This is a genomic window from Pseudomonas caricapapayae (assembly GCF_001400735.1).
Taxonomy (GTDB): Bacteria; Pseudomonadota; Gammaproteobacteria; order Pseudomonadales; family Pseudomonadaceae; genus Aquipseudomonas; species Aquipseudomonas caricapapayae.
In genome coordinates this window covers 101,647-108,059 of record NZ_LJPW01000108.1, presented here as the reverse complement: position 1 = coordinate 108,059, position 6,413 = coordinate 101,647, and the positions used below count along the sequence as shown (strand labels likewise).

The 6,413-nt window shown below is 61.9% G+C and carries 4 protein-coding genes and 1 pseudogene; 4 read left to right on the top strand and 1 reads right to left on the bottom strand.

Annotated features, from left to right (window positions below; all coding sequences use genetic code 11):
• From ALO80_RS29650 to ALO80_RS15710, 4 genes and pseudogenes are all read left to right on the top strand, one after another.
• Positions 1-135, top strand: a pseudogene (locus tag ALO80_RS29650) (cysteine dioxygenase); the annotation flags it as partial.
• Complete coding sequence (locus ALO80_RS15720) at positions 132-1,715, top strand: rhodanese homology domain-containing protein (protein ID WP_055009653.1); 1,584 nt, start codon at positions 132-134, stop codon at positions 1,713-1,715. The pseudogene ALO80_RS29650 and the gene ALO80_RS15720, both read left to right, overlap by 4 nt.
• Positions 1,716-1,902: 187 nt before the next feature.
• Positions 1,903-2,892, top strand: a complete 990-nt coding sequence (locus ALO80_RS15715) for an ABC transporter substrate-binding protein (RefSeq protein ID WP_055009652.1) — start codon at positions 1,903-1,905, stop codon at positions 2,890-2,892.
• Between the two features lie 33 nt (positions 2,893-2,925).
• A complete protein-coding gene (locus ALO80_RS15710) occupies positions 2,926-4,131 on the top strand; it encodes an acyl-CoA dehydrogenase family protein (protein ID WP_055009657.1) in 1,206 nt (401 codons plus the stop codon).
• A gap of 7 nt (positions 4,132-4,138) precedes the next feature.
• On the opposite strand, the gene ALO80_RS15705 is transcribed toward ALO80_RS15710, so the two are convergent.
• Entirely contained in the window at positions 4,139-6,409 is a 2,271-nt protein-coding gene (locus ALO80_RS15705; protein WP_055009651.1) for a molybdopterin guanine dinucleotide-containing S/N-oxide reductase, read from the bottom strand.
• Between the last annotated feature and the right edge of the window lie 4 nt (positions 6,410-6,413).

Sequence of the window (6,413 nt, the reverse complement as noted above, 5' to 3'; positions counted from 1 at the left end):
GCCGATATCGGCACCGTAAAGCGTGCGGTTTATGACCTCGACGGCACCGAAAAGCTTTTTATCTCCGGCTATTCCAATGCCGTCAGTACTGCCACGCCCCATCAGGATCAGCCAACAGGGAGCCCCGCCCGATGACCACACCCGCCACCCGATCTTTCGCCGACGTTCGTCAGGCATTGCTGGAACGCCAGGAATTGGCGTTGGTAGACGTACGTGAAGAAGCGTCCTTTGCCGAGGCTCACCCGTTGTTTGCCGTGAACATCCCGCTGTCGAAACTGGAGCTGGAGGTTTTCTCGCGAATTCCGCGCCGTGATACCGCCGTGACTCTGTATGACAACGGCGAAGGCCTGGCGCACGTCGCCCTGCAACGTCTGCAGGCACTGGGCTACAGCAACGTCAAACTGCTCGAAGGTGGCCTGCAAGGCTGGCGTGACGCGGGCGGCGAGCTGTTCATCGACGTGAATGTGCCAAGCAAGGCGTTTGGCGAACTGGTAGAGCATCAGCGTGCCACGCCGTCGCTGGCGGCTGAACAGGTCAAGGCCCTGCTCGACAGCAACGCCGATGTAGTCGTACTGGATGCCCGGCGCTTTGACGAATACCAGACCATGAGCATTCCCGGCGGCATCAGCGTGCCGGGAGCCGAGCTGGTACTGCGGGCGCGGGAACTGGCACCGGACCCGAACACGCGAATCATCGTCAACTGCGCTGGCCGTACGCGCAGCATCATCGGCACTCAGTCGCTGGTCAACGCGGGGCTTCCCAACCAGATCAGCGCCCTGCGCAATGGCACGATTGGCTGGCTGCTCGCCGGTCAGACGCTGGACCATGGTCAGAACCGGCGCTTTGCGGCGGTCAGCGAAGAAACCCGCGAGGCAGCCAGTACCGATGCGCGCAAGGTCGCCGACCGCGCCGGTGTCAAACGGGCCAGTCGCGCTGATCTGCAACACTGGCAAACCGAGGCATCACGCACCACCTACCTGTTCGATGTACGCACCCCGGAAGAGTTTGCCAAAGGCCATCTGCCCGGTGCGCGCTCGACTCCAGGCGGACAGTTGGTGCAGGAAACCGATCATTTCGCCAGCGTACGCGGCGCACGAATCGTCCTGCTGGACGATGACGGCGTACGCGCCAACATGTCGGCCTCGTGGCTGGCGCAACTGGGCTGGGACGTGGCGGTGATCGATGATCTGGAGGCCACAGATTTCAGCGAACCGGGTGACTGGGACGCGCCCTTCCCGACACCGCCACATGTGGAAGCGATCAGCGTCGAGACCCTCATTCAATGGCAGACACAGGTGGACGTGGCGGTGCTGGACTTCACGGCCAGCGCCAACTATGTCAAACAGCACATTCCCGGTGCCTGGTGGACCTTGCGCGCCGACCTCAAACAGGCGCTGGAGAAGATACCCGCCGCCGATCGTTATGTATTGACCTGCGGCAGCAGCCGTCTGGCGCGCTTTGCTGTGGCCGATGTCGAGGCCCTGACCGACAAACCGGTGTTTCTGCTCGACGGCGGCACCGCCAGCTGGATCAAGGCCGGTCAGCCACTGGAGCACGGCGAAAGCCGACTGGCCTCGCCACGCATCGACCGCTACCGCCGCCCCTATGAAGGCACCGATGCGCCGCGTGAAGCCATGCAGGCGTATCTGGACTGGGAGTATGGCCTGGTAGAACAACTAGGGCGTGACGGCACACATGGGTTTCACGTGATCTGAGCGTGTGCATGGCTATCGTGCCAATGCTCAGCGCTGGCATGCATTTCTGGACGCTCCGCGTCCAGCCGTGAACCTGCGGTGCGGCGCGGATTTGTGACGCGGAGCGTCACCCAAGGCATTCCCACGCTGGAGCGTGAGGAACGATAAGTGTCTGGCCGACCGATCAACTCAATGGAGAAACACCTCAATGCTGCCTTTTTTGAAATTTCCCCTGGCCCTCAAAAGCCTGTTGCTGGGCGCATTGCTCAGTGTGCTGGCAGGCCAGCAGGCGGTGGCTGCCGAACAGGCTCCGCTGTTGGTCGCCAATCAGAAGTCACTGCTGAAAATACTGTTGCAAGTCTCCGGCGAACTCAAAGATGTGCCGTACGAGATCCAGTTTTCCGAGTTCCCCTCGGCGGCACCTCTGGGAGAGGCACTGAATGCGGGCGCTGTGGATATCGGTGCACTGGGTGATGCGCCCTATGTATTCGCTCTGGGCGCGGGTGCGCCGTTGAAGGTGGTCAGCATCACTCACGCCCAGGGGCGCTTCACCACGGCGGTGCTGGTGCCGAAAGACTCGCCGATCAAGACCGTTGCCGACCTGAAAGGCAAACGTATCGTCACCGGACGTGGCTCCATCGGCCATTATCTGGCGATCCGCGCCTTGCAGGAGGCCGGGCTGAAAACCAGTGACGTCACCTTTATCAACCTGCTGCCCAGCGAATCGCGCCTGCTGCTGGACAGCGGCGATGCCGATGCCTGGGCGACCTGGGACCCATACACTACGATTTCCATCACGCAAAGTGACGCTCGCGTGCTGGTCAGTGGCAGCGAACTGTTGAGCAATCACCTTTACCTCGCTGCTACCAGCAAAGCCATCGAAAGCAAACGCGCCCAACTGGATGATTTCGTCGCTCGCGTGGAGCGCGCCTTCAATTGGTCCAATGCCCACCCCGAAGAATATGCTGCTGCCCAGGCGAAGGTCACCGGCCTGCCATTGTCGGTGCATCTGGCAGTGGCCAAGGCGACGAAAATGCAGCGCACGCCGATTGACGATCAGATTGTTCAGGGCCTGCAAAACACCGCTGACACCTACCTGGCCGAAGGCATCCTGACCAGACGGATTGACGTTTCCACAGGCTTCGACAAAAGCTTCAACGCATCACGCGCGCAGATCGCTCAGGCTGCTGCTCAATGAATGCTGCATAACCGCTGCGAAAAGGACCCCCGCATGACACTCTCGACCCTGCGCCCGACCCCGCGCCAGCATGTCCCGTCACCCGAGTCGGCTGAAGACTTCAGCGAAAGGCTGGCTGCGCTGACCGCCACACTGGCTGAAACCGCCGAGCAGTACGACATCAGCGCCGAATTCCCTCATGCCAACTTCCAGTTGCTGCACACCCATCGCCTGCTTGGCCTGACCGTGCCGACCGAACTGGGCGGCGACGGTGCCGATCTGCCGCGTGCGCAGCAGGTGGTCAGCGCGGTGGCGAAAGGTGAGCCTTCAACGGCGCTGATTCTGGTTATGCAATACCTGCAGCATTCGAGGCTGCAAGAAAACCGCAACTGGCCGAGCCATCTACGCGTACAGGTCGCCGAGGAAGCGGTACGCGATGGCGCGCTGATCAATGCCCTGCGCGTGGAGCCCGACCTGGGAACACCGGCGCGCGGCGGTCTGCCAGGCACCGTCGCCCGCCGCAGCGCCGACGGCTGGCACATCAGCGGCAGCAAGATCTACTCCACCGGCAGTCATGGCCTGACCTGGTTTGCCGTATGGGCACGCAGCGATGACGATGACCCGCTGGTGGGCAGCTGGCTGGTCCACAAGGACACACCGGGCATCAGAATCATCGAGGACTGGGATCACCTGGGCATGCGCGCCACCAGTAGCCACGAAGTCAGATTCGACAACGTGCGGGTGCCGCTCGACCACGCCGTCAGCGTGAGCCCGTGGAGCGCTCCGCAATCCGAGCTTGATGGGGCAGGCATGCTGTGGATGTCGGTATTGCTGTCGTCGGTCTATGACGGCATCGCCCACTCCGCACGCGACTGGCTGGTGCACTGGCTTGAGCAGCGCACGCCATCCAACCTCGGCGCGGCCTTGTCGACCTTGCCACGCTTTCAGGAAGCCGTCGGGCAGATCGACACGCTGCTGTTCGCCAACCAGAGCCTGCTGCACTCTGCGGCTCATGGCCATACACCGGCACAGCATGCTGCGCAAATCAAATACCTGGTAACCGGCAATGCGATCCGCGCGGTGGAACTGGCCATAGAAGCGTCCGGAAATCCAGGACTTTCACGCAGTAACCCGCTGCAGCGCCATTACCGTAATGTCCTGTGCGGCCGGGTGCATACACCGCAGAACGATGCGGTGCTGATGGGCGTCGGCAAGGCCGCTTTCGCGGCGCGCAGCAAAGACCAGCAAAGCGGTCGGTAACGCCTTTTCAGAGCAAGGACGGCGGCTCGAACGCCGTCACTGGCGGCAATGCCTCTGTCCATTTGACGATTTCCACCGACGCAGTCTGCGCCGCACAGCCTTGCGACAGGCTGGACGCACCGACGTCCTGAGTGATCACGTTGGGATTCCCATGCTTTTCCAGGCTGCCCTGCTCGCCAGGCACCAGTGGATCGAACCAGGCACCGGTGGCTATTTGCACCACGCCGGGCCGAATGCCATCCGATACGATCACCCCGGCCAGAAACGCCCCCCGCTCGTTGAAGACCTTGACCACGTCACCATCGATCAGCCCGCGCGACTGGGCGTCGTGCGGGTTAATGGTCAGCGGCTCGCGCGTCTGAATTTTAGAAGCGCGGCTGTAGCTGCCGTGGTCGTACTGGCTATGCAGGCGGGTTTTCGGTTGATTGGACAGCAGGTGCAGTGCATGGGCCGGCGCTGGCTTGTTCAGCCATACCGGATGGCCGGGGCAATCGGCATAGCCAAAGCCTGCGATGCGTTCGGAAAATATCTCGATGCGTCCGGACGGTGTCGGCAATGGGTGCGCATCAGGGTCATCGCGGAAGGACTTGAGCAACACGGTGTCGGCTTGCGGATAGTCTATTTCCAGCAAACCGTCACGCCAGAACTGCTCGAAATCAGGCAGCGTAATACCGAACGTTTCGGCCCGCTGCCGAGACTCGTCATAGATAAAGTGCAGCCAGCCGCGCGCATCGCGACCTTCGGTAAACGCATCTGCCACACCCAGCCGCCGGGCCAGCCCGGACAGAATCGAATAGTCATCGCGAGACTCGCCCACCGGCTCGATGGCCTGTTGCATGGCAATCATGAAGCGGTCAGAGGCCGAGCTGCCGATATCGTCACGCTCCAGCGCCGTGGTGGCCGGCAGCACGATATCGGCGTAGCGCGCCTGAGCGGTCCAGAACTGTTCGTGAACGATGATGGTTTGCGGCCGCTGCCACGCTTCGAGCAGCCGATTGAGGTCCTGATGATGATGAAAGATGTTGCCGCCCGCCCAATACACCAGGCGGATATCCGGGTAAGTCTGTTGCTGACCGTTGTAATCGAAGGATGTACCGGGGTTGAGCAACATATCCGTCACCCGCGCGACCGGAATGAAGTCCTTGACCGGGTTGCTGCCCTGGGAAAAACGCGGCCCGGAAAACGCCTTGCGGCCACTGCCGGTATTGTTCATGCAGCCGTAACCCAACCCGAAACCGCCACCGGGCAAGCCGATCTGCCCCAACAGCGCGGCCAAGGTAACGGTCATCCAGAATGGTTGCTCGCCATGTAGCGAACGCTGCAAGGAATAGGCGACGTTGATCATGGTGCGCTTGCTGGCCATGCGCCGTGCCAGCGCGACAATCTGCTGCGCGGGGATATCGGTCAATGCCTCGGCCCAGCGCGGGTCCTTCGGCTGGCCGTCGGTACGCCCCAGCAGGTAATCGCGAAAGCGGTCGTAGCCCACGGTGTAGCGCTGGACGAAATCCTCGTTGTGCAGACCTTCGCTGATCAATACCCAGGCAAGCGCCATCATCAACGCTGTGTCGCTGCCTGGTCGTACAGCGAGCCACTGGTTATGCTCAGGGCCCACCAGATCATCACGCAACGGGCTGACATTGACGAACTCCACACCGGCGTCAGACATGCACTGCAGCGCGTCGGTCAGCAGGTGATCACTGGCACCGCCGGGGCTGGTCTGCGCATTCTTGGCCGGCAGACCACCGAAGGCAACGAACAGCTCGCAGTGTTCGGCGAGGTTCTTCCAGGACGTATGCGCCGCCAGCAGCCAGTCCATGTTGCCGACGATGTGCGGCATCAGTACGCGTCCGGCCCCCAGGCTGTAGCTGTCGGTACTGAATACATAACCGCCTATGCAGTTGAGGAAACGATGCAGCTGGCTTTGCGCGTGATGAAAGCGCCCTGCGCTGCCCCAGCCATAGCTGCCGCCGAAGATGGCCCGGTTGCCATACTCGTGCCTGACACGCTGCAACTCACTGGCGACCAGATCCAGTGCGACCTCCCAGGAGACCTCGACGAACGGTTCCTGCCCGCGCAAATCGGGACGCCCGCCTGCCTGTTGAAGAAAACTGCGACGTACCGCCGGGCGCATGACGCGAGTGGGCGAGGTTATGGCGTCGGCAACCGAATCACCAATCGGTGAAGGGTCCTGGTCCCATTCCACAGGCAACAATGCTTCCAGTTTTCCGCCCTTGACCTGCGGGCGATAGGTGCCCCAGTGCAATGATGTAAAGCTCATGGTG

Coding starts and splice junctions, on each gene's coding strand:
- ALO80_RS15715 (WP_055009652.1), top strand. CDS start 1,903: ATGCTGCCTTTTTTGAAATTTCCCCTGGCCCTCAAAAGCCTGTTGCTG.
- ALO80_RS15710 (WP_055009657.1), top strand. CDS start 2,926: ATGACACTCTCGACCCTGCGCCCGACCCCGCGCCAGCATGTCCCGTCA.
- ALO80_RS15720 (WP_055009653.1), top strand. CDS start 132: ATGACCACACCCGCCACCCGATCTTTCGCCGACGTTCGTCAGGCATTG.
- ALO80_RS15705 (WP_055009651.1), bottom strand. CDS start 6,409: ATGAGCTTTACATCATTGCACTGGGGCACCTATCGCCCGCAGGTCAAG.